We start from the raw sequence: 23,218 nt of genomic DNA on the forward strand, positions 1-23,218 counted from the left end.
CGCCCGCCGCGTTTTCGCACGGCGCCGTCACAGCACCTGATCGAGCACTCGCCTGAGCCGCGCCAGCGTCGCGTCGACATCATAGAGCTTGTCCAGCCCGAACAGGCCCAGCCGAAAACTGCGGAACCCTTCCGGCTCGTCGCATTGCAGCGGCACGCCCGCGGCGATCTGCATGCCCAGCGCGGCGAATTTGCGGCCGTTCTGAATGTCGGGATCGTCGGTATAGCTGACCACCACCCCGGGCGCGCCGAAACCGTCGGCGGCCACCGACACGATCCCCTTGTCCCGCAGCATCGCCCGCACCCCGTCGCCCAGGGCCCACTGGGCCGCGCGCAGGCGCTCGAAACCGTAATCGCGGGTTTCCTGCATGGTATCGCGAAAATGGCGCAGACTGTCCGTGGGCATCGTCGCATGATAGGCGTGCCCGCCGTTTTCATAGGCCACCATGATCTGCCGCCATTTCTTGAGATCGATGGCGAAACTGTCGGACTCGGTCTGCTGCATCTGTGTCTCGGCGCGATCAGACAGCATCACCAGACCGGCGCAGGGCGTCGCGCTCCAGCCCTTTTGCGGCGCGCTGATCAAGACATCAACGCCGGTGGCCTGCATATCGACCCAGACACAACCCGAGGCGATGCAGTCCAGCACCATCAGGGCACCCACCTCGTGCGCCGCCTCTGCCAGGGCCGTGACATAATCGTCCGGCAGAATCACCCCGGCTGCGGTTTCCACATGCGGGGCAAACACCACATCGGGCCGGCTGGCGCGAATCTCGGCAACCACCGCGTCGATCGGCGCCGGCGCAAAGGGCGCCGGGTCGCTGTTGCCGATGCGCCGCGCCTTCATCACCGTGCTTTGCGCGGTCAGCCCGCCGGTCTCGAAAATCTGGCTCCAGCGATAGGAAAACCAGCCGTTGCGCACCACCAGCACCTTTTTGTCACGGGCGAACTGACGCGCGACCGCTTCCATGGCATAGGTGCCGCCGCCGGGGATCACCACAACCGCATCGGCCTTGTAGACCTCGCGCAGCAGGCCGGAAATGTCGCGCATCACCTGCTGGAACACCTGCGACATGTGATTGAGCGAACGGTCGGTGAAGACCACCGAGAATTCTTCCAGACCTTCCGGGTCAACGGTATCGAGCAAAGCAGCCATGACAATCTCCGTGCAGTATCGTGTCTCTGCATAGCCCGCCATTTGCCTATTTGGCAAAACCTGTTTGCATCCGCCCGCCCCGAACCCGTCAGCCGATCGGTCCCGGCCGTCGTTCTTCGCTGAGCAAGACGTTGGCCTCAAGCTCGCCCGCCCCCGGCAGCGCCATGATCCGGCGCCGCAACACCCGTTCGAAATCGGCCAGATCGCGCGCCACCACGCGCAGCCGGAAATCGTAGAGACCAAGAACATGCTCGACCGTCTGAACCTCAGGAATGGCGCTGACGGCACGTTCAAAGTCGTCCAGACTGACCTGCGCCTTGCGGGCCAGTTTCACCCCCAGAAAGACGGTCACGCCAAACCCCAGCGCCTCGGCATTCAGCCGCAACCGCCGCCCCTTGATCACGCCGGCCTGTTGCAATCGCCGGATCCGCCGCCAGGTCGCGGGCTGCGACAGGCCGAAGCGCCGCCCCAGCGCCCCGGCGCTTTGGGTTGCGTCCTGCCCCAGCGCCCGCAACAGGCGTCGGTCGATTTCATCCAGGTCGATCATATCGGCAGCATCTCGTCGCTTTTGATCCGCGCGATATGCATCAAGGCCTCGATATCGGCGATATGCGGCAGCGTCAGGATCCGGCTGCGATAGATCTGCTGGTACTGCGCCATGTCCCGTGCGATCACCGACAGGCGCACATCGACCCGCCCGAGAAAGGTCTGGATCTCCAGCACTTCGGGCACCTCGCGCGCGGCGGCGATGAACTCGTCAAAGGCGCGCGGCTGGGTCTTGTCCAAAGTCACCCGCAAACTGACCTCGACCGCATAGCCCAGGGCTGCCCAGTCGATCACCGCTTCTTGCCCCAGGATCACCCCCGCCGCCTGCAGCCGGTCCAGACGCCGCAGGCATTTGGACACGCTGATATTGACCCGCTCGGCCAGATCGCGCGCGGTCAAGGTTGGGTCGGACTGAAAGACCCGCAACAGACGCCGGTCCATGTCATCAAGCATGATTTTTTCAATTTTCCATCAGAACGCGAATGGCAATATCAATTTTGCAGCGAAATATCCAGCCCGCGCTACTGACATCGCCTTGAACCCTGAGATACACCCGGCGCTGAAACGTCCGACAGAGAAAGGAACGCCGTCATGCGCGTCTATTATGATCGCGATTGCGATATCAACCTGATCAAAGACAAGAAGGTCGCCATTCTGGGCTATGGCAGCCAGGGTCACGCCCATGCGCTGAACCTGCGCGATTCCGGCGCCAAGAACCTGGTCGTCGCGCTGCGCGAAGGCAGCCCCAGCGCCGCCAAGGCCGAAGGCGAAGGCCTGCAGGTCATGGGCATTGCCGAAGCCGCCGCCTGGGCCGACCTGATCATGTTCACCATGCCCGATGAATTGCAGGCCGAGACCTACAAGAAATACGTGCATGACAACATTCGCGAGGGTGCCGCGATTGCCTTTGCGCATGGCCTGAACGTACATTTCGGCCTGATCGAGCCCAAGCCCGGCGTCGATGTGATCATGATGGCGCCCAAGGGTCCGGGCCACACCGTGCGCGGCGAATACACCAAGGGCGGCGGCGTGCCCTGCCTGGTGGCCGTCGACAAGGACGCCACCGGCAAGGCGCTGGAAATCGGCCTGTCCTATTGCAGTGCCATCGGCGGCGGCCGCTCGGGCATCATCGAGACCAATTTCCGCGAGGAATGCGAAACCGACCTGTTCGGCGAACAGGCCGTGCTGTGCGGCGGGCTGGTCGAACTGATCCGCTGCGGTTTCGAGACCCTGGTCGAGGCAGGTTATGCCCCCGAGATGGCCTATTTCGAATGCCTGCACGAGGTGAAGCTGATCGTCGACCTGATCTATGAAGGCGGCATTGCCAACATGGATTATTCGATCTCCAACACCGCCGAATACGGCCAGTATGTCACCGGCCCGCGGATCCTGCCCTATGAGCAGACCAAGAAGGCCATGAAGGAAGTTCTGAACGACATTCAGCAGGGCAAATTCGTCCGCGACTTCATGCTGGAAAACGCCGTTGGCCAACCGACGATCAAAGCGTCCCGTCGTGCGAATGACGAACACCAGATCGAAAAGGTCGGCGAGACCCTGCGCGGCATGATGCCGTGGATTTCCGCCGGCAAGATGGTCGACAAGGAAAAGAACTGACGACAGCGGGGCAACGGCCCCGCCTTGCGGCCCCGGCCGAGCGATTGCGATTGACCCCGGCCCGGTGCCGGGGTCAATTCGTTCTGATGCCGCGCAAGGAGCTCCGCGATGTCCCAGCCCAATCCCACCGGGATTGACGCCTACAAACCCGCCGAGATCGCCGCGCTGGTCGAGGCGGCGGGGGTCGGCAAGGCACGTCTGCCTGTCGTCCAGATGCTGATGCTGGCCTTGCTGGCCGGCGCCTTCATCGCGCTGGGGGCGGCGGCCTATACCATGGTGATGACCGGCGCCGATCCCGGCTATGGCCCGCACCGGTTTCTCGGCGGGCTGGTGTTTTCGCTGGGCCTGGTGCTGGTGATCGTCGGCGGCGCGGAACTGTTTACCGGCAATGCGCTGATGACCATGGCGGCCGTGGATCGCAGGATCACCGCGCGCGAGTTGATGCGCGCCTGGGTCATCGTCTATTTCGGCAATCTCGTCGGCGCGCTGGTCATCGCCGGACTGGTCGCGGCCAGCGGGCTGCTGGATGGCGCCATGGGGGACACCGCCCGCGCCATCGCCCAGGCCAAGGTTGTTCTGAGCACGACCCAGACCCTGGCGCGCGCGGTGCTCTGCAACATCCTGGTCTGCCTCGCCGTCTGGCTGACACTGGCCGCGCGCAGCGCGGCGGGCAAGATCCTGGCGATCCCGCTGCCCATCGCTGCCTTTGTGGCGCTGGGGTTCGAGCATTCGATCGCCAACATGTACCTGATCCCACAAGGGGTTTTCGCCGGCGCCACGCCCGGCGTGGGTGCGGTGCTGCACAATATCCTTGTTGTCACACTGGGCAATATCATCGGCGGCGCGGGCGGTGTCGCGCTGAGCTATCGCCTTGCCTACGGGCCGCCGCCATGAGCGCTGAGACCCCCGAGATCACCGGCAAGAGCTGGCTGATGGTGGCGGTTCTGGGCCTTGTCTGGGGCGGCACCTTTCTGGTCATCGAGGTTGCGCTGCGCGGCATTACCCCGTTCTGGCTGGCTGCCTGCCGGATCGGCTTTGGGGCGCTGCTGACGGTCATCGTCTGGCAGTTGCGGGGCGGCGCGCTGTTTGCGGCTCCGACCGAAGCCCGCGAAAAGGCCAATCTGACCTTGATCGCTCTGCTCAGTTCGGCGCTGCCCTTCATGCTGATTTCCTGGGGGCAACAATACGTGACAGCCGGGTTTACCGGTGTCTCGATGGCCAGCGTTGCGCTGATCATGCTGCCACTGGCGCATTTCTTTGTACCGGGCGAACGGATCACGGCGCGGCGCGGTGCCGGTTTCGTGATCGGATTTGTCGGCGTGACCCTGCTGATCGGCAGCCAGGCCTTTGAAAGCACAGGTCTTGCGCTGGAAATGCCGGGCCGGATGGCCTGTGTCGCCGCCGCCGGCTGCTATGCGCTGAGTTCGATCCTGATGCGCCGCCTGCCGCCGGTCGATGCGGTCGGTCTGTCGGCGGTTCTGTTGCTGATCGGCGCGGCAGCGGTGATCCCGCTGGCCTGGCTGGTCGAGGGACCGCCGCCCGCCGTGGACGGCACGACCCTGTGGGTGCTGGCCTTTCTCGGCCTGGTGCCGACCGCCGCAGCGAACCTGCTGCGGGTGACGGTGGTGCGCACGGCCGGGCCGGTCTTCATGTCGCTGGTCAATTATCAGGTGCCGGTCTGGTCGGTGCTGCTGGGTGTCGTGCTGCTGGGCGAACCTCTGCCACCGAGTTTGCTGGGTGCCATGGCGCTGATCCTGTGTGGCGTGGCCCTCAGCCAGTTCGGCGCCTTGCGACGCCTGTTTCGCCGGTAGACCGCACGGGGAGGTGACGGATCGCACGGTCAGGCAGAGACTGCCCCCTGAACCGCGTCAACAACACGGTCGACCGCGCGTTCCAGCAGAACCGCATCCTCGGATTCGGCCATGACCCGGATCAGCGGTTCCGTGCCCGATTTCCGGATCAGCAACCGCCCCTTGCCGGAGAGTTCCGATTCCGCCGCTGCAATCGCCGACTGCACCTCGGGCAGATCCAGCGGCTGCTGTCCGTCCCCGTAGCGCACGTTCTTCAACAGTTGCGGCACCGGTTCGAATTGCTGCGCCAATGCGCTTGCAGGCCTGTCGTCATGCACCATCTCGGCCAGAAAATGCAGCCCGGCCATCAACCCGTCCCCGGTGGTGGCATAGTCGGTCATCACGATATGGCCGGATTGCTCGCCGCCCAGGTTGAAACCGCCCTCGCGCATGCGTTCGACCACATAGCGATCGCCCACCGCCGTGCGCTCCAACCGCAATCCGCGCTCTTCGAGATGGCGCTCCAGTCCCAGATTGGACATGACCGTGGCGACCAGCGCGCCGCCTTTCAGCCGGCCGTCCTGGGCAGATCGGCTGGCCAGCAGCGCCATAAGCTGATCGCCGTCGGCCACGGTGCCGGTCTCGTCGATCATGATCACCCGGTCGGCATCGCCATCTAGGCAGATACCCACATCGGCCCCATGCGCGATCACCGTTTCCGCCGCCGCCTGCGGCTGGGTCGAGCCGCATTTGCGGTTGATATTGTAGCCGTCCGGCGCGACACCCACCGGGATCACCTCGGCGCCCAGTTCCCACAGGGTTTCCGGCGCTGTGCGATAGGCCGCGCCGTTGGCGCAATCGACCACCACCTTGAGCCCGTCCAGACGCAGGTCGCGCGGCAACGAGGATTTCACCCTTTCGCCATATCGGAACCGGGCGTCATCGATGCGCTTGGCGCGGCCGATATTGACCGCGCGGGCGGGTTCGACCCCGGCGTCGATCAGCGCCTCGATCTCGATCTCGGCCTGGTCGGACAGCTTGAACCCGTCAGGGCCGAAGAACTTGATGCCGTTGTCCTCGGCCGGATTGTGGCTGGCCGAGATCATCACCCCCAGATCGGCGCGCATAGAACGCGTCATCAGCCCCACGGCGGGTGTCGGCACCGGCCCCAGCAGCAACACGTTCATGCCGGTGCTGGTCAGCCCCGCGGTCAGGGCATTTTCGAACATGTAGCCCGACAGCCGGGTGTCCTTGCCGATGACAACCCGGTGCACGCCGCCCGCCTCGCGCCGGAAATAGCGCCCCACAGCGGCACCGATGCGCAGGGCCATGTCTGCGGTCATCGGAGCAATGTTGGCGGTGCCGCGCACGCCGTCTGTTCCAAACAGTTTTCTCATCATGTCCCTTATCTGACCGCCATCCACAAACGCAGGGCCTGTACAGTGTCGGCCACGTCATGCACCCGCAGGATTTGCACACCCTGCCCCAGCGCCGCAAGCCCCACGGCGATCGAACCCGGTGCGCGGGTCTCGGCCCGTTCCTGCCGACCGATGCTGCCGATGAACCGCTTGCGCGACACCCCCAGCAGGATGGCACAGCCCAACCCGTGAAACAGGCTGATATTGCGCAACAGCGTCAAATTGTGCCGCTCGGTCTTGCCAAAGCCGATGCCGGGATCGACCAGGATCCGATTGCGCGCCAGACCCTTCGCCTCGACCGCGCGGATCCGTCCCTCCAGAAAATCATAGACATCCAGCAATACGTCATCATAGCGCGGGTCCTGCTGCATGGTCTGCGGATCGCCCTGCGCGTGCATGATGCAGACAGGTACATCCCGCTTTGCGCAGAGGCCGGCCAGTTCCGCATCATGTGTCAGCCCCGACACGTCGTTCACCAGCGTCGCGCCGGCATCCAGCGCAGCCCGGGCCACCGCCGCCTTGCGGGTGTCGACGGAAACCGGCACCGCCAATTCCTGACGAATGGCGCGCAGAACCGGTTCGATCCGCTCGATTTCCGCCGCCGCAGGCACGGGGGCAGCGCCGGGGCGGGTGGATTCACCGCCCACGTCAATCACCGCCGCGCCGTCCTGAACCATCTGCCGCGCCGCCCGGCGGGCATCTGCGGGTGCAGCATGCAGGCCACCGTCGGAAAAGCTGTCAGGCGTCACGTTGAGTATGCCCATGACGCAGGGCTGGCTCATGTCCAAACCGGCGATCGCGGCGCGCGGCGCGGTCAGGCGGGCGGACAATTCAGGCGGCAAATCCTGCGCATGTACCAGCCGCGATGGAACATTCCGCTGCAGCACTTGGGCGTGGGTGAACCACAGGGGGCCACCGGCCAGCAGCATCGCCCCGGACGGTCGCACCGCGCCGTGTTGCACCAGTGGGCGGGCATAGACGCTCACAGCACCGCCTGCGCCACCGGCACCGCGCGCAGCGGCACGCCGGGATCCCGCGGCAGATCGGCACCGATCACCATCATCTCGCCGGCCTCGAACGTGGCCGCGAACCAGGCCGCCAGCGCCACCGCGTCCGAGGGCGCCGCCGAGGGGCCGTCCACCGCATCCAGCACGATCTTGGAGGGCGCCCAGACGCTGATCTGGCCGTTTTTCATCGCCCAGTCCAGTTCGGTCCGGGTGGAAACCACGACGCAGCGCGGATCGCGCGCCGCCAGCACCCAGGCATTCTGTTCGATGGCCAGCAGGTCGATCCGCCGCTGGGTCATCTTGTGTCCGGTGACCGGCCGCGGATGGTCATGCGCTCCGACGCACAGAACCAGCGGCCGGTCCCGCGCCGCCATCTGGTCGATCCAGCCGCTCAGATTGTCCGATGCGATGGCTGCCGTGGACAGGTACATCAGGCGCGGATGCGGGCGATCATCCTCGCCCCCGGCCAGATCGACCTGATCGCGGCCGCGCACGATCTCGACCCCCAGCGCCCCCGGCCCCCGGTCCAGCTTTTCGATCCGCACAAAGACCCGCATCGCCTGGGGTTCCAGCAGGATACGTTCGGCGATGCGCTCGGCCAGGGTTTCCAACAGGTTCAGCCGCTCGGCGGACAGTTCATGGGCAATCGCTTCGGTCACCCGATCATAAGACAGGATACGGTCGACATCGTCGTCGATCGGCCCGGTCAGTGGCTGTACCTCGACAACGATGTTGAAACAGATGCGCTGGGTGGTGCCGCGCTCGGCCTGAAAGGCACCGATCTCGACCTCGACGATATGGTCGCGCAAGGAAATCCGGTCCAGCGGTCCAAGGGACGCGGTGGCCTCGGCGCGCTCTGAAGGATGCGCAAAGGCGAGGCGGACTTCAGAACTCATGGGGATCGGCCTCTGGAAGTGTCAGTCCGGCGATGGCCGGACCTGTGCGTATCCTAGCAGCCGACAAACCGCGGCGCCAGCGCTCTCGCGCGGCGCCCAGCCGTGTATGCAAGGCGCCTGCCGGACTGCAAAAATATCAAGGACCAGTTGCTGAAAACCCTCCCCGTTTTCAGAACTGGTCCCAGGCCAGGCGGCGCGGTGGCGGGATCACGCGGATCCTGCCATCAGCGGCGCCGGCATGTCGCGTCTGCGTGGGATCAGGACCCCCTCAGGTCTGTGAACAGACCAATCTCCCTGCCCTGCTTCCCATGGACGCGACGTGTTTGTGCGCCGGTCAGTCGTTACTGGCCGTGCGATAGGTGTGGCGGTAAAAGACATGCACCCCGATCCGCGCGGTCTGCGTATAGACCTTTGCCCAGGACGGACGCACTGCGGTGGTATGATAGTGCGTCGCACCATCTGTCAGTTGCACATCAATGCCGTCGATTGCCGCGCGTGCGACTTTCGAGACCCGCTCGAACGCCTTGCGCTCGGAAATGACCTCTTTGTGGCCATCGCAGGTATAGGTAAACTGGCACTGGTATTTACGCCCGGTACCCTGGTTGATCACGCCGCACAGCGTGTCGGGAAAGCGCTCGCTCTTGACCCGGTTCAGGATCACCTCGGCCACGGCGAACTGACCCTTGACGGTTTCGCCGCGGGCTTCGAAATACAGCGCTTCGGCCAGGCAGCGCCATTGCGCGCTGCCGGTGGCAGCCGGCTGTGCGTCCAGCCAGCTCTTGGAATAGCTGGCCGCGATGGGCTTGACCTCGGCCTTGGGCTGCGTCGCCTTCAGCAGAGATTTGAGATAGGGCCCCAGAAAGGCATTCCGCGGCTTGGCCCCGGTTTCCAGTCGGTTTTCCAGTTGATTGGTCACTTCGGCTTCGGCACGGGCTTCAGACATGAGCAGCCCTGAAGATAACGCCGCAAGCGAGCATACCGCGAAAGCGGTCAGAATTCGGTGCATAACAACCCCCAAAGAACGATCCGCGCCGGACCCTCCCGCGACAAGCGCAGGGCAGCCCATAAACAAGAAATGGGCAAAGGTCCAGTTTCATGAGAATTGCAAGCAATAAATCGTGTCGAAACTGCACGGATTCGAAGCTAGAGGATCAAGCCGGTATCACATCATATAGTTACCCACGTCCACTATTTTCGTATATGTTGTGTTTTATCGCCAATTGTGCGGCGGCTAGTCGCGCCACCGGAACCCGGAAGGGCGAACAGGACACATAGTCGAAACCCGCCGACCGGCAGAACGAAATTGATTCGGGGTTACCGCCATGTTCACCACAAATCGACAGGGTGATTCCTGGATTCGAGGCGCGACCGCGTTCGGCCCCCAGTTTGAGCAGCTCACCCACCCCGTCCCTGTCCAGCACATGAAACGGGTCTTCAGGGAAGACATCCTTGTTCACATAGTCGGACATGAACCGCCCGGCATCGTCGCGTGACAAACCATAGGTCATTTGCGTCAGATCGTTGGTGCCAAAGCTCAGAAAGGCGGTATAGGGCGCGAGTTCTGCGGCTCGCAGACAGGCGCGCGGGGTCTCTACCATCACACCCAGACGAAAGTCGAACGCCTGTTTCGCCTCGGCCTGCACCGCCGCCGCCACGGCGTCGATGCGCGCCTTGACCAATTCGACCTCGCGCTTGGCACTGACCAGCGGGATCATGATCTCGGGCACCACCGGTTCGCTGTCCTGCCCGGCGGCGATCGCGGCTTCGAAGATTGCCCGGGCTTGCATGTCATAGATTTCCGGAACCGTGACGCCCAGCCGGACACCGCGCAGCCCCAGCATGGGGTTGTATTCCTCCATCGCCTCGATGCGACGCACCACATCGCTGACAGGCAGATCCAGCGCATCGGCCAGTTCGCGCTGGCCCGACCGGGTGTTGGGCAGGAATTCATGCAGCGGCGGGTCAAACAGGCGGATGCAGACCGGCTGGCCCTGCATGATGCGGAACAGCTGGGTGAAATCGTCCCGCTGCATCGGCAGCAGCCGTTCCAGGACGGCGGCCCGATCCGCCGGAGATTCGGCAAAGATCATCTCGCGCATCACAGTCAGGCGGCCGTGATCAAAGAACATATGCTCGGTTCGGCACAGCCCGATACCCTGGGCATTGAAATTGCGCGCGGTCTGAGCGTCGGCAGGACTGTCGGCATTGGCCCGGATGCCGATATCGCGGGCCTCGTCGGCCCAGCCCATCAACGCGTGAAACGCGTCATCCAGCGCGGCCTCGAGCATCTCCGGTTCGCCGGCCAGCACCTGGCCTGAACTGCCGTCGATTGTGATCACGTCGCCAGCCTTGAATACACGGCCGTCGGGGGCCTTGATCTGTTTCTTGTCGGTGTGAAATTTCAGCGAGGACGCCCCGACGATGCAGGGCAGGCCCAGCCCCCGGCCAATCACCGCAGCGTGACTGGTGATGCCGCCGCGCTCGGTCAGCACCCCGGCAGCGGCATGCATGCCCCGGATGTCCTCGGGCGAGGTTTCGCGGCGCACCAGAATGCAGGGTTCGCGCCGCGACGCCGCAGCCTGCGCCTCGGTCGAGGTGAAGACGATGCGCCCGGTGGCAGCACCGGGGCTGGCGGCGATGCCGGTGACGACCACGTCGCGTTCGGCATCGGGCGCCACCTGACGGTGCAGCAGTTCGGTCAGAGCATGCGGGTCGATGCGGATCACCGCCTCTTGCGGGGTGATGATGCCGTCCTTGGCCAGCTGCACCACGATTCGCACCGCGGCCCGGCTGCTGCGCGACACGCGCACGCCGTCCAGAATGTGCACGTGGCCGCTCTCGATCACGAACTCGACCTGCATTTCCTCGCGCAGTTTTTCACGCATCTGCGCGGCATGGGATTTCAGTGCGGCAAAGGCAGTGGGCGCGGCCTCTTCCAGAGATGGTCCGCGCGCATCCTTCTCCAGATACAGCGCCCCAGAGGCCGCCCCCAGCGCGTCGCGCCCCTGGCTCTGGCTGAGATAGCGACCGGTGATCTGACGCTGGCCGGTCACCTGGTTCACCAGTTGCAGCACACCCGAGCCGCATTCCCCCTGCCCGACGCCGGGAATCATCTCTTGCACCACAAGACCCAGCCCGGCATCCGCCGGCGCCCCCTTGGCCTGACGCAGCAGCCGGGCGGTGGTGCCCTCCCAGGCCCGCGCCATGGAACGCAGCACACCGGCCAGTTGTTCGGCGGGATCCTGGGGAAAGGCCTCGTCGGTTTCCGCCTCATAGGCGTGCAGGGTTTCGGACAGACCGTGCGGGCCGTCCTCGGCAATATCGTCGAACATGTCCGGATCCAGCCGGGCCACATTGATCGCATAGGCCTGCACGAATCGCAGATACAAGGCAGCCGCCGCCTCCGGCCCCAGCTTGTCACACAGTTCCACATAGCGCGCGTCGTTCATGCCGATATTCAGGACCGCCCCCGGCCCGCCCCAATCGGGGTCTTCCGACGACGGGCGCACACAGAGCAGCGTGTCTGGCTGGAACTGTTCGACGATCGCGGCGATATCGGGCAATTCGCCTTCGGCAATGCGGTGCACCGCCTCAAAGGACAGGGCAACCGTGCGCGGCACCGGCATCTCGAGCCGCACCAGCCGCTGCAGGCATTTGGCGCGGCCGCCATGCGTCGACGCGGTCACCGGCGCGGAGGCGGTGATCAGAGTAGTGTGAGGATTGTTCTGCACGTTGCTGATTCGCGCCTTCTGCTCTGCGGCACCTGTTGTTCTGGCATTGCAGCATAGGCACGCGAATCACCGGCGCAAGACAAAGCTGCGGTTTTGCGACCGATATGTGAAAATTCGTGCCCTGTTCGCGCCGGTGCGCGGCCTATCCCTCGACGCGGGTCAGATCGGCCACCTCGGAACAGACCCCGCGGATGCGGCTGATCAGATTCAACCGGTTGCGGCGCAGCACCTGATTATCGGTGTTGACCTGCACATCCTCGAAAAACGCATCAATCGGTGCCCGCAGGCCGGCCATGGCCACCATCGCGGCGGGGAAATCCTCGGCCGCCAAGGCCGGTGCGATCTGTTCCTCAGCCATGTCCAGAGCCGCGAACAGAGCTTTCTCGCTGTCGGTTTCGGCAAATTTCACGTCCGCGCCATAGGAATACTCGACCCCGTCCTTCTCCTCGGCCTGGGTCAGGATGTTGTTGGCCCGCTTGAACCCCTGCAGCAGGTTTTCGCCATCCTCGGTTGCCAGAACGTCGTTCAGCGCGCGGGCGCGTTTGACCAGCAGGTTCAGATCGTCGTTGCCCGCCATCGCGATGCAGGCGTCGATGATATCATGGCGGATGCCCTGATCGCGCAGATAGACCTTCAGGCGGTCGTGGAGGAAGGCCAGCAGATCGCTTGAGATATCGGGCACTCTTTGCTCCAGTTCCAGGAACTCGGCCACGGCCAGATCGCCCAGTCTTTCCTTTACCGCATGAAAGGCGGCCCCGAACACGCCGTGATCGGCGATTTCCTCGATCAGTTCGATGACCGGACCGTCCTGCAGATTGTCGTTGACCGCCCCTTCGACACGCACCAGCTGGGCATCGATATACCGATCCAGAGGCAGGCGCAGATCGTTGGTCAGGATCAGCCGGATCACGCCAAGCGCGGCGCGACGCAGGGCAAAGGGATCCTTGGACCCGGTGGGTTTCTCGTCGATGGCCCAGAACCCGGTCAGCATGTCCAGCTTGTCGGCCAGGGCGACCGCGACCGACAGGGGCGCGGTGGGCACATCATCGGAGGGACCGAGCGGTGAATAGTGGTCCTGCGCGACCGCGGCGACCTCGGCGGCCTGACCGGCGGCCTCGATGTAATAACGCCCCATAAGACCTTGAAGTTCCGGGAATTCATAGACCATTTCGCTGGAAAGGTCGGTCTTGGCCAACTGTGCTGCAGTTTCCGCCTTGTCCGCCTCGGCCCCGCAGGCCGGGGCAAGTTCGCGCGACAGGGCGGCAATGCGGCGAATGCGGTCGCCCTGGCTGCCGAGTTTGTTGTGAAATGTCACGTTCTCAAGCGATTGCAACCAGAAATTGATGTCGCTTTTGGCGACGCGCAGATCGTTCTGCCAAAAGAACTTGGCATCGGCCAGACGGGCGGACAGCACCTTTTGGTTGCCCGCCAGAATCGTCGCCCCGTGATCCGCGGTTTCGCGGTTGGCGACGGTGACAAAGCGTTCGATGCGCCCGGTCCTTGGGTCGCGCACCGAAAAGAATTTCTGGTGTTCGCGCATGCTGGTCTGCAGCACCTCGGGCGGCAGGTCCAGGAACTGGGCGTCGATCTCGCCCATCAGGGCGACGGGCCATTCGACAAGACCGGCCACCTCGGCCAAGAGCCCCTTGTCCTCGACCACCTCAAGCCCGGCGGCAAAGGCCAGATTGGCGGCGTCGGCCCAGATGTGTTCCGCCCGTTCAGCCGCGTTCAGGATCACTTTGGAACGCTTCAGCTTTGCCTCGTAATCTTCGTAATTATTTACAGTAATTTCCCCCGGAGACATGAACCTGTGGCCCCGAGTCCGATTCCCGGCTGTGATCCCGTCGATTTGCAGCGGCACCACCTCGGTGCCGCCTTCGTCGCTGAGAATGCACAGGATCGAATGCAGCGGCCGCACCCAGCGCAGCGGGCCTGCGCCCCAACGCATCGATTTGGGCCACGGGAAATTCCGGATGGTGGCCTCCAACACTTCGGCGACGATCTCGGCCGCAGGCCGACCGGGTTTCTCGATCAAGGCGAAAAACACGGCCCCCTTGGGCGTGTCGCGCTGTTCCAACTGGTCTTGGGTGATGCCCGCCCCGCGCAGGAAGCCCTGGATCGCCTTGTCGGGTGCGTCCACACGCGGCCCCTTGCGTTCCTCGCGCAGGTCCGGCGAAGCGGCCAGCAGCCCCTGTACGGTCAGCGTCAGGCGGCGCGGCGTGGAAAAGGCCGCGGCCCCGGCATAGGTCAGTCCCGCCTCGACCAACCCGTCGGTCATGCGTTTCTTCAGATCCTCGGCGGCGCGGGCCTGCATCCGGGCGGGGATTTCCTCGGAAAGGAGTTCGATCAGCAGGTCGGGCATGGCGGGTCCTTCAGAAATTCACGATCGTCTGGATCACCACGGCATTGGCGATATCGACGATAAAGGCGGATACAAGGGGGAGGACGACAAAGGCAATAGGCGACGGGCCATAGCGTTTTGTCACGGCGGTCATGTTGGCGATGGCGGTCGGGGTGGCACCCAGGGCAAACCCGCCGAAACCCGCTGACAGCACCGCGGCGCGATAGCCACGCCCCATCAGCGGAAACAGCACATAGATCACGAACAGCACGGTGAAGACGGTCTGCGCCAGCATGATCACGGCAATCGCAAGCCCCAGCTCGGCTATGGTCCACAATTGCAGGCTCATGAGGGACATGGCCAGAAACGCCCCCAACGCGAATTCCGAAATCAGCGCCAGCGACGGCGTGCGGGTCACGGGACGGGCGTTGGGAAACAAGGCGGCGCGCAGGTTTGCGATGACGATACCCATGATCAGGCAGGGCACGAACAGCGGCAATTTCAGCCCGGCCTCCTGCAGCGCGGCATGTAGAAAAAAGCCGAGGATGATGGCAACGTTCAGGTAGAACAGGGTACGCATGATCGATTTGTGATTGATCTCCGCCCCTGCACGGTCCGGGTCCGCGGTGATGCCGATGGTATTGACCTCGTCCGGCCGATCCGGACTCAGACGATGGGTTTCGATCAGATATTTGGCAATCGGCCCGCCAACCAGGGCAGCCAGAACAAGGCCCAGCGTGGCGACCGCGACCCCCAGTTCCGCAGCCCCAGCAAGGCCGCTGGCCTGGGCCACGTCCGGCGCCCAGGCGATGGCGGTGCCATGCCCGCCGATCAGGGCCGCCGAGCCGAACAGCACGCCGGCCTGCAGCGGATAGCCAAAAAGGCCGGCACCCAAGGCGCCGATCACGTTCTGGGCGATGATCGTTAGAATCGTCAAAATAGATAGCAGAACTAACGGCTTGCCGCCCGCCAGAAGGTCGGACAGGCGGGCGTTCAGCCCAATGCCCGCAAAGAACAGGACCAGCAGAAAATCCCGGCTGTTCAGTTCAAATCCGATGTCAAAGCCGGTGGCGAGATGGATCGCCAGCACCAGCAGCGCCATCATCAACCCACCGGTCACCGGTTCGGGAATATTGAACCGTCGCAGAACCACGACCCGGGCGTTGGTTTCCGCGCCGACCAGAAAGACGGCGAACCCCAAGGTCGCGGTCAGAAAATCCGGCAGAATATAAGTGGCCGTCATCAGCGGGTTCCCGGTTCAGTAATCCGTGCCGTTCGTCACAGCCGTGTCGGGGCGGTCCGGGCAGGCCTCGCCCACGACGGTTCCGTCATAAGCCTTGGCGCCGCAATCGTTCAACTCGTGCCAGACATAGCCGCGCCCGTCCGCGGTAATGGCGACGAGGCGATCCACGCCATAGGCGATGTTCTTGGCCGACAGGAAGGCCAGCGCGGTACCGGCCTGCAATTCCGCGCCGAGGGTGGCGGCGTCGAAACAGTCAAACCAGCTTGGTGCGTTGCGGGGGGTGGCGTCATCGACCATGACGTATGTTTCGGTCAGCAAAGCATGGCTTTCCGGCGTCGTGAAACAGGCGCGGTAGCGGATCGGCGAACTATCGGCATCGATTGCCCGGAAATCGCTGTAGAGGATCGGTTCCGGTTGCGCGGTCTCCAGCAGAACCAGTTGCACGTCACGGCCCGGGCGTTCGGCGACTTCGGCATAAAAACCATAGACCTGCAGGTAATACAGCGCCGCCCCCGCGACGACGGCCGCCAGCAGCAGCAGAATAACGAGGATGCGGCCCGCCGTCATGCGGCCCTCCGGTGCGCGGCAAATGCGCGGAAGGAAGCCGGCTTTGACCGGGCCGATGTCCGTGTTACCACGTCCGGGAAACGCGACGCAAAAGGATCGATATCTTGGATACGGCTCTGGCCATCAAGTTTTTCGGCGCGCTGTTCGCGATCATGAACCCCTTTACCAACCTGCCGATCTTTCTGGGCGTGACCGAGGGGGCGACGCGCGCGGTGCAGCGCCAGATCGCGATCAAGACCATCGCATTTACGCTGATCATGGGGGCGATTATCGCGGTGGCGGGCAGCCAGGTTCTGCGGCTGTTTGGCATCTCCATCGACGATTTTCGCGTTGCCGGCGGGCTGGTGGTGCTGCTGATCGGGCTGAACATGCTGAACGGCAAGGAGAGCAGCGCGCATCATGGAACCACGGCGGAACAGACCGCCTTTCCAGATCCGGCTTCGGTCGCCTTTTACCCTATGACTTTTCCGATGCTGGTCGGTCCCGGCACGATCACCACGCTGATCCTGTTCACCCATCAGGCGACAAGCTGGGGGCAGTGGCTGAGCGTTGGCGCCGTCTTTCTGGTCGTGGTGGCGATTCTGGGGCTGGTGCTGTTTTTTGCCGGCAACCTGGGGGCCTATCTTTCCGCCACCGCGCGGGTGATCATGACCCGCGTGATGGGCATGATCCTGGCCGCCATCGCTGTCGACATGATCGCCAGCGGGCTTAAAACACTGCTGCCGGGGCTCGGCTAGGCCGTCACCGGGTTTCATGCGGCCTGCCCCCCGGCCGCTGTGGTCACAAAGGCATCGGCGCATTGTTTGGCCAGCGCCCGGACCCGGCCGATATAGGCCTGACGTTCGGTCACCGAAATGACACCGCGCGCATCAAGCAGGTTAAAGATGTGGCTGGCCTTGATGCATTGATCATAGGCCGGATGCGCCATGACGATGCGCTTGCCGGTTTTAGGGTCATCTGCCGGATGCGCCAGAATGGCGGCGCATTCCGCCTCGGCCTCCTGAAAATGACGCAGCAGCATCTCGGTATCCGCGACATCGAAATTCCAGCGGGCGTATTCCTCTTCGGTCTGCCTGAACACGTCGCCATAGGTCAGCGGGATCGGCGCGCCGGGGTCGTTGAACGGCATGTCCATCACATGTTCCACGCCCAGCACATACATCGCCAACCGCTCCAGCCCATAGGTCAGTTCGCCCGAGACCGGCGCACAGTCATGCCCGCCGACCTGCTGGAAATAGGTGAACTGGCTGACCTCCATGCCGTCGCACCAGACCTCCCAGCCCAATCCCCAGGCCCCCAGCGTCGGGCTTTCCCAGTCATCCTCGACAAAGCGGATGTCGTGCAGGTCCATGTCGATGCCGATGGCGGCGAGACTGCCCAGATACAGCTCTTGCAGATCGGGCGGGCTGGGTTTGATCAGCACCTGATACTGGTAATAATGCTGCAGCCGGTTCGGGTTTTCGCCATAGCGGCCGTCCGTGGGCCGGCGGCTGGGCTGGACATAGGCGGCGGCCCAGGGGGTGCTGCCCAAGCTGCGCAGGGTCGTTGCCGGATGAAAGGTGCCGGCCCCGACCTCCATGTCATAGGGTTGCAGAATGGCGCATCCCCGGGACGCCCAATAGGTCTGAAGCCGCAGGATGATCTCCTGAAACGAACGCGGCGTCGAGGTCTGGTCGGTCATGCGGCGGCTCCCGTGTCTGTCCGGTGCAAGGCGGCGCCCCGGCCCGGGCCAGAGACCGGACATGGGCCGGTTTTACCTATGCCCGTCACCGGTCGGGGTCAACGGCCCAAACCGGATCGCCTGCGGGCGAAAAACCCGGCGAAAATCATGGCTTTCGTAACCTTTTCCTGATTATCTGCGCCAACCCCAAGACAGGCTGAGGCAATGGATTCATGATGAGACGCTTTTTCGCAACCCTGGCATTCGCGGTTCTGGCGCTGACCGGTGCCGCGCACGCGCAACAGTCCGACGGCCAGACCGTCTGGGTGCAGATCGAGGCGCATCCCGGACTTAGCGAGGCGCAGCGCCGCGCGCGGGACTATGCCGGGCGGCTGGCCGATGTGAACGGGTATGCCCTGGGCGGCAACTGGTACGGCATCCTGCTGGGTCCCTATCTGCGCGAAGACGCGGAGCGGGTGCTGCAGGTCTATCGAGCCGACCGATTGATCCCGCGAGACTCTTTTGTCGCACTGGGCGACAATCTTGGTGCGCAGTTCTGGCCCCAGGGCGCGGCAGCGGCGGCACCGTCGCAGCCAACCGAACCGCCCCAACCCACCGTGCGGCCGGGGACGCCTGATGAAACCGTGGCCGAGGCCCGGCGCAGCGAACGCCAGTTGTCGGCAAGCGACCGCAAGGCGCTGCAGATCGCGCTGCGGGCCGCTGGGTTTTACAATGCGGCCATCGACGGCGCCTTTGGACCGGGCACCCGCCGATCCATGACAGACTGGCAGGTCACGAATGGCCTGGAGGGCACCGGGGTTCTGACCACGGCGCAGCGCAAACAGTTGATCGACCAGTATAATGCCCCCCTGACCAGCGTCGGCATGCGCCATGTCATTGACAGCCGCGCCGGTATCGAAATCGATCTGCCCGCCGGCGAGGTGGCGTTCAGCCGCTATGAATCGCCCTTTGCGCATTACGACTCCAGTGGCTCGCTGGGCGCCCGGGTATTGCTGATCAGCCAGCCGGGCACGCAGGCCACGCTGTTCGGTCTGTATGACATCATGCAGACACTGGAAATCGTGCCGCTTGACGGTGCCCGGAAACGGTACAAGGACCGCTTTACGCTCGAGGGGCGCGGCAATGGCATCGTCTCATACACCGAAGCGGGGCTGGCCAATGGCGAAATCAAGGGGTTCACGCTGGTCTGGCCCGAGGGGGACGAAGCCCGCCGTCTGCGGGTGCTGGACGCGATGCGAACCAGCTATACCCGCACCGAGGGGGTGCTGGATCCGGCTGCGGGCGGCGATGGGGTACAGGATGTCGATCTGGTCGCGGGTCTGCAATTGCGCAAGCCACGGGTGTCGCGTTCCGGTTTTTACGTCGACGGCCAGGGCTCGGTGGTGACCACGGCGGACGCCGTTCGCGGCTGCGGCCGGATCACGCTGGATCAGGAATATGTCGCCGAAGTTCTGGCGGCGGATGATCGTTTGGGCGTCGCGGTATTGCGCCCGAGCCAAACGCTGGCCCCGATGTCGGTGGCGCGCTTCAGCCCTGCCAAAGGGCGGTTGCAGTCCGACGTGGCCGTGGCCGGCTTCAGCTATGAGGGCATATTGGGCGCCCCGACCCTGACCTATGGCACGCTGGCCGATATCAAGGGGTTGCGCGGCGAGGCCGAGCTGAGCCGGCTGGCGCTGAATGCCCTGCCCGGCGACGCCGGCGGACCGGTGATTGACGCGGGTGGCGGCGTGTTGGGCATGCTGCTGCCACCGCAGGCCGAAGGCAGCGGCAAACAACTGCCCGCGGATGTCAGTCTGGCCGCCGACGCCCAGGCGATCCGCGCGATGCTGGACCGGGCCGGTCTGCATGTCGAGGACAGCGCCGGGTCCACCGAAATCGCGCCAGGCGATCTGGACCGCCTGGCCGCGGGCATGACGGTTCTGGTCAGCTGCTGGGACTGAGTCGGCCCGCGAGGGGGTTGGCACTGTGGCGTCGCCCTGAACAGGCGTCCAACGGATGCTGAAATGCGTCGGCGGGGCGCGTCGCCCTGCCGAAGGACAAACCGGCACCGGGTTCACCGCCATGCTCGCTGAACATCGGTGATGAAATCCACCGAATAGCAAAAATCCCGGCGTCGATCCGCAAGGCGCCTAAAACAAGGGACGCTCCGCCCAATTTGGACCCCGGTCGACCGGCAGCGTGATGCCAGGTTGTCGGCCAAAATGCGGAAATGATCCGAGTTGTCTTTTCTCTTCGGAACCCCTTACCACCGGCCTGGACGCGGAAATTGACCCGCGTACGGGCCAGGCCGGCGAATACCCATGTGGACTCAAGCGCGCCAGAACTGCACGGTCAGAATCGCATAAACGGCCAGCAGTTCGAGCCGCCCGATCAGCATCGCAATGGACAGCATCCATTTCGCGGCATCGTTGAGACCGGCGAAATTGCCCGCCGGCCCGATCTGTGACCCGAGACCAGGACCGATGTTGGCCAGGGCCGCCGCCGCCCCCGATACCGAGGTGGTGAAATCCAGCCCGGTCAGGCCCAGCCCCCAACTGAAAATGCCCAAGGTGACGATAAAGAAAACAAAGAACGACATCACCGAGTTGAGCACATCAGCGCCGACTACCCGGCCTTCGTATCGCGGTGTGAACACGCCATGCGGCGAGCGGATGCGCTGTAGCTGGACCCGGATCGACGCAAAAAGCAACTGATAGCGGAAGATCTTGATCGAACAGGCGGTCGAGCCGGCGCACCCCCCGATCAACCCGGTGAGGAACAGCAGAGTGATCGGAAACGGCCCCCAGTGCATGTAATCAGCGCTGGCATAGCCAGTGCCGGTCAGCAGCGACACGGTGTTGAACAGGGTCTTGCGAAAACTCTCTTCGGTGCTGACACCGGCATGCAGCATCTGCCAGCCGGTCAACACAAGAACCAGAACCAGTGCCGTGCCGAAAAAGGCGCGAATCTGCGAATCCCGCAGCAAGGCATCGGTTTGCCCGGCCATCATCTGAACAAACCGCACAAAGGGCAGCGCCGCCAGCATCATGAAGACCACGGCGACATATTCCGTGCCCGCCCCGAATCCGCCGAACGAACTGTCGTAATTGGCAAAACCGCCGGTGGCCACTGTCGTCATGGCATGCACCGTGCCATCAAAAGCGTTCATCCCTGTGGCGACATAGGCTAGGGCGCAGGCCATGGTCAACGCCACGTAGACCACCGATATCCGGCTGGCGATTTCGGTGGCACGGGGCAGGATCTTTCCGAAAGTATCAAAGCCTTCGGACCGGAAAATCTGCATGCCGCCGACGCGCAGTTCGGGCAGGAACACCATGGCGACAACGATGATGCCGACGCCGCCCAGCCACTGCAGCAGACCGCGCCACAATTGTAATCCACGGGGCAGATCCTGCAACCCGCTCAGAACGGTAGAACCGGTCGTGGTCAGCCCAGACATCGCCTCAAAGAATGCATCGGTGAAATTCAACCCGGTATCGCCCAACATGAACGGCAACGCGCCGAAAACCGGCAACGCCAACCAGACTCCGGTGGTCAGCAAGAAGGTCTGTTGAATCGACAGGCGGTCCTTGACGCCGTTGGCACAGCTCAGCGCGATCAGGCCACCAGCCAACGTGGTGAGTACACTGCTTTCGAAAAAGACCGGCCAGTGTTCGCGCCCCTCGGCGATGTCCGCCAGCATCGGCAGCACCATGGTAAGGCCGAGAATGGCGACCAAAAGGCCGATCACATATCCAACGGGACGCAGATCAATCATGGGCAGCAGCGTTGGCGTGCCGGCGTCACAGTGTCAAGCACCCCACGGCACCGCCGTTACCCGCCGGTCAGGCAACCGACACGGCAAAGCAGCCGACATGACGAAAAGGCGCCCTGCAAAGCCTGCAGGGCGCGCCGTTTTCCATCGCATCGACGACTTACTTGGAGCCGAGTTTTTCGGTGGGCTTGCCCGCAACGCTCAGGGATTCGGGCAGTGCCGGCGGCATGGACGGTGTACGCTTGCCCCGCGTCGCGCGGGGTTTGACAGCCTCGGGCGCAGGCGACTTGACCGCGGCCGTTGCAGCGGGCTTGGCCGGTGCGGCAGCGGTTTTGGCAGGCTTGGCCGCGACGTCCACCACCGGTTTCGGCGTGGTGGTTTTGACGGCCGTGGCGGGCGCGGTGGCCGAAGGCATCGGCTTTTCAGCGGCCTGCGAGGTCTGCTTTGCCGCCGGTTTGACGGTGGTATTGGCGGACGGCTGGACGGCAGTCTTGGTCGCTGCCTCGGGGGTCGGTTTTGCCGCTGCTTTTGGGGCCGGTTGCGTCACCGCTTTGCGAGCAGTCGGCTTCTCTGCCACCTTGGGGGCAGTCGGCTTCGCTGCCGCCTTGGGGGCCGGCTTCGCTGCCGCCTTAGGAGCCGGCTTCGCTGCCGCCTTGGGGGCCGGCTTCGCTGCCGCCTTGGGGGCCGGCTTCGCTGCAGGCTTTGCGGCTGGTTTCGCCACGGCCTTGAGCACCGTTTTTTCCGCAGCCTTGGGCGCGGCTTTTGCGGCAGGTTTGGCAACCGCAATGCCGGCAGTTTCGGCTTTTGCCTTGGCCACCGGTTTGGTCACGGGTTTGGCAATCTTGGTCACCGGTTTCGCCACCGGCTTGGCAGCCGTGCGAGCGGCCACCGAATGCCGCGCCACAGCCGATTGCAGGGCCCGGACCGGCAGGTTCGGCGCCTGCAGCGCCGAATTGGTCACGATCTGCATGATCTTCAGGTTGGTGGTGAACGCAAACCCGGCCATGCGCATATAAGCGACCTGGATATCAAGCGGGTTGGGGATCGGGGTCATTTCGGCTTGCTCCGTCTTAGAAACGTGTCAATAGCTGCTCATCGTGCTGTTCGGATTTCCGAAAAAGCGCGGGCCATAGTCGGTCAGGCGAACGCGGTTGGCGCTGGCCTTTTCCGAGATCGGTTCGACAATTGCCTTCATGACCCTGTCCGGCCCCCGGCCCGACAGGGCGGTCAGGGTACCGGCGACCAGTGCCTCGGTGAAAGCGGGCGCCTTTTCCTGGATCATATCGCCGCTTTCGCTTTCGGGCACCGACCAGGCACCGGTCAGCCCGAGAATACGCATTGTCATCACCGAGTGGGAATCTACCGCCAGTTGTGCAATCGTTACACATGTATTAACGAAATCGCTGACGCGGTCAATGGTGTCTTGCATCATTCCAATTCTCCGGAGCGACGCACCGCATCGGAGGATCCGTACC

The 23,218-nt window shown here is 63.9% G+C and carries 20 protein-coding genes; 5 read left to right on the plus strand and 15 right to left on the minus strand.

All coding sequences use genetic code 11. The features are described from left to right. Positions 1-27: 27 nt before the first annotated feature. From ACFMPD_RS13780 to ACFMPD_RS13790, 3 genes are all read right to left on the minus strand, one after another. Complete coding sequence (locus ACFMPD_RS13780; protein ID WP_380995432.1) at positions 28-1,155, minus strand: aminotransferase class V-fold PLP-dependent enzyme; 1,128 nt, start codon at positions 1,153-1,155, stop codon at positions 28-30. 88 nt (positions 1,156-1,243) lie between these two features. Further along, the gene (locus ACFMPD_RS13785; protein WP_380995435.1) at positions 1,244-1,702 is read right to left on the minus strand and encodes an Lrp/AsnC family transcriptional regulator; all 459 of its coding nucleotides are present in this window, start codon (positions 1,700-1,702) and stop codon (positions 1,244-1,246) included. Then, positions 1,699-2,154 carry an Lrp/AsnC family transcriptional regulator gene (locus tag ACFMPD_RS13790; protein ID WP_380995437.1) on the minus strand — a complete coding sequence of 152 codons (456 nt, stop codon included), beginning with the start codon at positions 2,152-2,154 and terminating at the stop codon, positions 1,699-1,701. The genes ACFMPD_RS13785 and ACFMPD_RS13790 overlap by 4 nt, the downstream gene beginning before the upstream one ends. 138 nt (positions 2,155-2,292) lie before the next feature. Here ACFMPD_RS13790 and ilvC point away from each other — a divergent pair, with 138 nt between their 5' ends. The 3 genes from ilvC (at position 2,293) to ACFMPD_RS13805 (ending at position 5,126) form a co-directional block, all read left to right on the plus strand. Further along, on the plus strand, positions 2,293-3,315 hold the full coding sequence (gene ilvC, locus ACFMPD_RS13795; protein WP_380995439.1) for a ketol-acid reductoisomerase: 1,023 nt from the start codon (positions 2,293-2,295) through the stop codon (positions 3,313-3,315). Positions 3,316-3,423: 108 nt separating this feature from the next. Beyond that, positions 3,424-4,209 carry a formate/nitrite transporter family protein gene (locus ACFMPD_RS13800; protein ID WP_380995442.1) on the plus strand — a complete coding sequence of 262 codons (786 nt, stop codon included), beginning with the start codon at positions 3,424-3,426 and terminating at the stop codon, positions 4,207-4,209. Further along, the gene (locus tag ACFMPD_RS13805; RefSeq protein ID WP_380995445.1) at positions 4,206-5,126 is read left to right on the plus strand and encodes a DMT family transporter; all 921 of its coding nucleotides are present in this window, start codon (positions 4,206-4,208) and stop codon (positions 5,124-5,126) included. The genes ACFMPD_RS13800 and ACFMPD_RS13805 overlap by 4 nt, the downstream gene beginning before the upstream one ends. Positions 5,127-5,155: 29 nt before the next feature. On the opposite strand, the gene glmM is transcribed toward ACFMPD_RS13805, so the two are convergent. The 8 genes from glmM to ACFMPD_RS13845 all read right to left on the minus strand — a co-directional run bounded on the left by glmM (position 5,156) and on the right by ACFMPD_RS13845 (position 16,308). Further along, on the minus strand, positions 5,156-6,502 hold the full coding sequence (gene glmM, locus ACFMPD_RS13810; RefSeq protein ID WP_380995548.1) for a phosphoglucosamine mutase: 1,347 nt from the start codon (positions 6,500-6,502) through the stop codon (positions 5,156-5,158). Between the two features lie 8 nt (positions 6,503-6,510). Further along, on the minus strand, positions 6,511-7,452 hold the full coding sequence (folP, locus tag ACFMPD_RS13815) for a dihydropteroate synthase (RefSeq protein ID WP_380995550.1): 942 nt from the start codon (positions 7,450-7,452) through the stop codon (positions 6,511-6,513). 53 nt (positions 7,453-7,505) lie between these two features. Beyond that, positions 7,506-8,426 (minus strand): dihydroneopterin aldolase, encoded by a 921-nt coding sequence (locus ACFMPD_RS13820; RefSeq protein WP_380995448.1) that lies wholly within the window; start codon positions 8,424-8,426, stop codon positions 7,506-7,508. A 334-nt stretch (positions 8,427-8,760) separates the two neighbouring features. Beyond that, positions 8,761-9,369 (minus strand): cell wall hydrolase, encoded by a 609-nt coding sequence (locus ACFMPD_RS13825; RefSeq protein WP_380995451.1) that lies wholly within the window; start codon positions 9,367-9,369, stop codon positions 8,761-8,763. 232 nt (positions 9,370-9,601) lie between these two features. Next, entirely contained in the window at positions 9,602-12,157 is a 2,556-nt protein-coding gene (locus ACFMPD_RS13830) for a putative PEP-binding protein (protein ID WP_380995454.1), read from the minus strand. 142 nt (positions 12,158-12,299) lie between these two features. Continuing rightward, positions 12,300-14,519 (minus strand): glycine--tRNA ligase subunit beta, encoded by a 2,220-nt coding sequence (glyS, locus tag ACFMPD_RS13835; RefSeq protein ID WP_380995456.1) that lies wholly within the window; start codon positions 14,517-14,519, stop codon positions 12,300-12,302. A gap of 10 nt (positions 14,520-14,529) precedes the next feature. Continuing rightward, a complete protein-coding gene (gene gltS / locus ACFMPD_RS13840) occupies positions 14,530-15,741 on the minus strand; it encodes a sodium/glutamate symporter (RefSeq protein WP_380995459.1) in 1,212 nt (403 codons plus the stop codon). A gap of 15 nt (positions 15,742-15,756) precedes the next feature. After that, positions 15,757-16,308 (minus strand): DUF6446 family protein, encoded by a 552-nt coding sequence (locus tag ACFMPD_RS13845; RefSeq protein ID WP_380995462.1) that lies wholly within the window; start codon positions 16,306-16,308, stop codon positions 15,757-15,759. 104 nt (positions 16,309-16,412) lie between these two features. On the opposite strand from ACFMPD_RS13845, the gene ACFMPD_RS13850 reads away from it, so the two are divergent. Continuing rightward, entirely contained in the window at positions 16,413-17,045 is a 633-nt protein-coding gene (locus ACFMPD_RS13850; RefSeq protein WP_380995465.1) for a MarC family protein, read from the plus strand. A 14-nt stretch (positions 17,046-17,059) separates the two neighbouring features. Here ACFMPD_RS13850 and ACFMPD_RS13855 read toward each other — a convergent pair whose 3' ends face one another. Further along, on the minus strand, positions 17,060-17,989 hold the full coding sequence (locus ACFMPD_RS13855) for a glycine--tRNA ligase subunit alpha (protein ID WP_380995468.1): 930 nt from the start codon (positions 17,987-17,989) through the stop codon (positions 17,060-17,062). Between the two features lie 215 nt (positions 17,990-18,204). Between ACFMPD_RS13855 and ACFMPD_RS13860 the strand changes: the two genes are divergently transcribed. Beyond that, positions 18,205-19,929, plus strand: a complete 1,725-nt coding sequence (locus tag ACFMPD_RS13860; protein WP_380995471.1) for a serine protease — start codon at positions 18,205-18,207, stop codon at positions 19,927-19,929. Between the two features lie 368 nt (positions 19,930-20,297). On the opposite strand, the gene ACFMPD_RS13865 is transcribed toward ACFMPD_RS13860, so the two are convergent. From ACFMPD_RS13865 to ACFMPD_RS13875, 3 genes are all read right to left on the minus strand, one after another. Then, the gene (locus ACFMPD_RS13865) at positions 20,298-21,746 is read right to left on the minus strand and encodes a TrkH family potassium uptake protein (RefSeq protein ID WP_380995473.1); all 1,449 of its coding nucleotides are present in this window, start codon (positions 21,744-21,746) and stop codon (positions 20,298-20,300) included. 157 nt (positions 21,747-21,903) lie between these two features. Further along, positions 21,904-22,797: a hypothetical protein gene (locus tag ACFMPD_RS13870; RefSeq protein WP_380995476.1), complete on the minus strand. Its 894-nt coding sequence runs from the start codon at positions 22,795-22,797 to the stop codon at positions 21,904-21,906. 27 nt (positions 22,798-22,824) lie between these two features. After that, positions 22,825-23,088 carry an antifreeze protein gene (locus ACFMPD_RS13875; protein WP_380995478.1) on the minus strand — a complete coding sequence of 88 codons (264 nt, stop codon included), beginning with the start codon at positions 23,086-23,088 and terminating at the stop codon, positions 22,825-22,827. Between the last annotated feature and the right edge of the window lie 130 nt (positions 23,089-23,218).

Source organism: Sedimentitalea sediminis (assembly GCF_042687825.1).
GTDB lineage: Bacteria > Pseudomonadota > Alphaproteobacteria > Rhodobacterales > Rhodobacteraceae > Sedimentitalea.

Bases quoted from the DNA above. Each gene is read 5' to 3' on its own strand.
- ACFMPD_RS13860 (WP_380995471.1), top strand. From the start codon at position 18,205: ATGAGACGCTTTTTCGCAACCCTGGCATTCGCGGTTCTGGCGCTGACC.
- ACFMPD_RS13845 (WP_380995462.1), bottom strand. From the start codon at position 16,308: ATGACGGCGGGCCGCATCCTCGTTATTCTGCTGCTGCTGGCGGCCGTC.
- ACFMPD_RS13780 (WP_380995432.1), bottom strand. From the start codon at position 1,155: ATGGCTGCTTTGCTCGATACCGTTGACCCGGAAGGTCTGGAAGAATTC.
- gltS (WP_380995459.1), bottom strand. From the start codon at position 15,741: ATGACGGCCACTTATATTCTGCCGGATTTTCTGACCGCGACCTTGGGG.
- ACFMPD_RS13865 (WP_380995473.1), bottom strand. From the start codon at position 21,746: ATGATTGATCTGCGTCCCGTTGGATATGTGATCGGCCTTTTGGTCGCC.
- ilvC (WP_380995439.1), top strand. From the start codon at position 2,293: ATGCGCGTCTATTATGATCGCGATTGCGATATCAACCTGATCAAAGAC.
- ACFMPD_RS13875 (WP_380995478.1), bottom strand. From the start codon at position 23,088: ATGACAATGCGTATTCTCGGGCTGACCGGTGCCTGGTCGGTGCCCGAA.
- ACFMPD_RS13785 (WP_380995435.1), bottom strand. From the start codon at position 1,702: ATGATCGACCTGGATGAAATCGACCGACGCCTGTTGCGGGCGCTGGGG.
- folP (WP_380995550.1), bottom strand. From the start codon at position 7,452: ATGCTGCTGGCCGGTGGCCCCCTGTGGTTCACCCACGCCCAAGTGCTG.
- ACFMPD_RS13820 (WP_380995448.1), bottom strand. From the start codon at position 8,426: ATGAGTTCTGAAGTCCGCCTCGCCTTTGCGCATCCTTCAGAGCGCGCC.
- ACFMPD_RS13870 (WP_380995476.1), bottom strand. From the start codon at position 22,797: ATGACCCCGATCCCCAACCCGCTTGATATCCAGGTCGCTTATATGCGC.
- glyS (WP_380995456.1), bottom strand. From the start codon at position 14,519: ATGCCCGACCTGCTGATCGAACTCCTTTCCGAGGAAATCCCCGCCCGG.
- ACFMPD_RS13825 (WP_380995451.1), bottom strand. From the start codon at position 9,369: ATGTCTGAAGCCCGTGCCGAAGCCGAAGTGACCAATCAACTGGAAAAC.
- glmM (WP_380995548.1), bottom strand. From the start codon at position 6,502: ATGAGAAAACTGTTTGGAACAGACGGCGTGCGCGGCACCGCCAACATT.
- ACFMPD_RS13790 (WP_380995437.1), bottom strand. From the start codon at position 2,154: ATGCTTGATGACATGGACCGGCGTCTGTTGCGGGTCTTTCAGTCCGAC.
- ACFMPD_RS13855 (WP_380995468.1), bottom strand. From the start codon at position 17,989: ATGACCGACCAGACCTCGACGCCGCGTTCGTTTCAGGAGATCATCCTG.
- ACFMPD_RS13800 (WP_380995442.1), top strand. From the start codon at position 3,424: ATGTCCCAGCCCAATCCCACCGGGATTGACGCCTACAAACCCGCCGAG.
- ACFMPD_RS13805 (WP_380995445.1), top strand. From the start codon at position 4,206: ATGAGCGCTGAGACCCCCGAGATCACCGGCAAGAGCTGGCTGATGGTG.